The sequence below is a fragment of the Pseudomonas sp. K8 genome (genome assembly GCF_014889455.1).
Lineage (GTDB): Bacteria > Pseudomonadota > Gammaproteobacteria > Pseudomonadales > Pseudomonadaceae > Aquipseudomonas > Aquipseudomonas veronii.
In genome coordinates, this window is the sequence record NZ_VJWO01000105.1 from 1 (window position 1) to 1804 (window position 1804).

The window sequence follows — 1804 nt, forward strand, 5'->3', positions numbered from 1 at the left end:
GAATGCCCCGCCGCCCCAGTCGCGCCATGCCTTCCAAAACGGACTCACGCTCATCACAGGGATACTGCTCGCCGGTATCTTCAATCACGATCTGGTATTTCATCGCGCACGCTCACGTCTCGGCGCGGCTTCCACCGCTAGCGCGCCTGTGTTCATTCGGCACCGCCTGCTTGCACTGCACGGTCGAGGATTTCCTGTTTGCGTAACTCAGCGGCATCGCGCCCGCCAATGCACCAATCCTGCGGGTCAACACGGATGCAGCGACCGCGTATCAGGCTGCGCTCGACCGCGAGCAGCTCGCTGAGCAGATCGGTGAAGCCGCTCATTAACGCTTGACGTTCATCCAGCGGGCGACCTTCCAGCACGATGAACTCAAAAAACGGCGCATGCACACCACTGACCTCAACCATCTCGCCGCCCACCGCACACTCGGCGGTCGCGTGCGACGTGATAAAGGCCCTGACTCGTTCAATGGGTGAATGCAGCAGCAGGCTGTAAAGCTGTGAAGCGTCCTTGAGCAAGCGCGCTTTTTGCTCGGCAGTGCAATGGCCGTCCACAAGGTGAAAGTTCACGACAGGCATAGGGGCAATCTCGCTGGCTATTCTTGGTTTTATTACCTGACAGGTCGATGCGCAGGACACTTACGGCAGGCCGCGACGCCGCCCGGAATCCAACATCAGCGACGAGCCGGTCATCGCATCGGCTTCGGGCGCCAGCAACAGGTTCACGGCCCAGGCCACTTGGGCAGGCGTGGTAAAGGCGCCGATAGACGACTCCGCGCACATCTCGCGCAGCACCGCCTCGGCACTGATGCCACGCTGCCGGGCACGGTCTGCCGCCACCCGGTGCAAGCGCTCGGTGTCCGCCGGTCCTGGAGCGATCAGGTGCGCGGTAATACCGCGCTCGCCATAGGCCAGGCTGAGTTGGCGCACGGCATTCACCAGCGCCGCATTGGCCACCCCGGCAGCGGCGGCATAGGCCGTAGGTTCAAAGCCGTAGTGACCACCGATGGCCACCAACCGCGAGCCTTTCACCAGGCGCTCATCCACCGCCCGCACCAGGCGCAACAACCCGCCGACCTTGATATTCACCGCATCCGTCAGCGCGGCGGTGGGCGCATCGAGAATTCCGCCGACGACCGCCACGCCGGGCCCATGCACAATCATGCGCACCGGCCGGTCCAGCGCGGCGCGGATGCTCGCCACCGCGCTGTCGCTGGCGATGTCGGCCATGCAGGCGATCAACCCGGGATGTCGATCAACCAGTTCGTCGAGTGCGTCAGCACTGCGCGCCACGGCGACCACATCCAGGTGACTGGCGCTTAACCGCGCAACAATCTGCCGGCCAAACGCGCCCGTGGCCCCGACGACCACAGCCAGTTCTTTTTGCGTATTCATGTTCAACCCTCGCATCGAGTCAGGGGCATGCAGCGCACGCCCCTGCGAGCCATCACGTCGGCAACAGAACGCCACGCTCTTTAGCCATGGTGAGGGCGGTGTCCTGAATCATGTCTTCCTGGCCACCGATCATTTTTTTGCGTCCCAGCTCCACCAGGATGTCGCGCGCCGGAACGCCGAACTGCAGGCCCGCGCGTTTGGCGTGCAGCAGGAAGGTGGAGTAGACACCGGCATAGCCAAGGGTCAGCGACTCACGGTCCACCCGCACGATGTGCTCCATCATCGGTACGATGATGTCCTCGGCCACGTCCATCAGCTTGAACAGGTCGGTGCCGGTTTCGATCCCCATGCGCTCACACACGGCGGCGAACACCTCCAACGGTGTATTGCCCGCCCCGGCCCCCAGC

2 protein-coding genes and 1 pseudogene are annotated in these 1804 nt (G+C 63.6%); all 3 read right to left on the reverse strand.

The window, feature by feature from the left end:
• Positions 1–152: 152 nt before the first annotated feature.
• Positions 153–581 (reverse strand): tautomerase family protein, encoded by a 429-nt coding sequence (locus INT12_RS30340; protein ID WP_046484124.1) that lies wholly within the window; start codon positions 579–581, stop codon positions 153–155.
• Between the two features lie 60 nt (positions 582–641).
• Positions 642–1397: an SDR family oxidoreductase gene (locus INT12_RS30345; protein ID WP_017845630.1), complete on the reverse strand. Its 756-nt coding sequence runs from the start codon at positions 1395–1397 to the stop codon at positions 642–644.
• A 52-nt stretch (positions 1398–1449) separates the two neighbouring features.
• Positions 1450–1804: pseudogene (locus INT12_RS30350) on the reverse strand (4-hydroxy-2-oxovalerate aldolase); the annotation flags it as partial.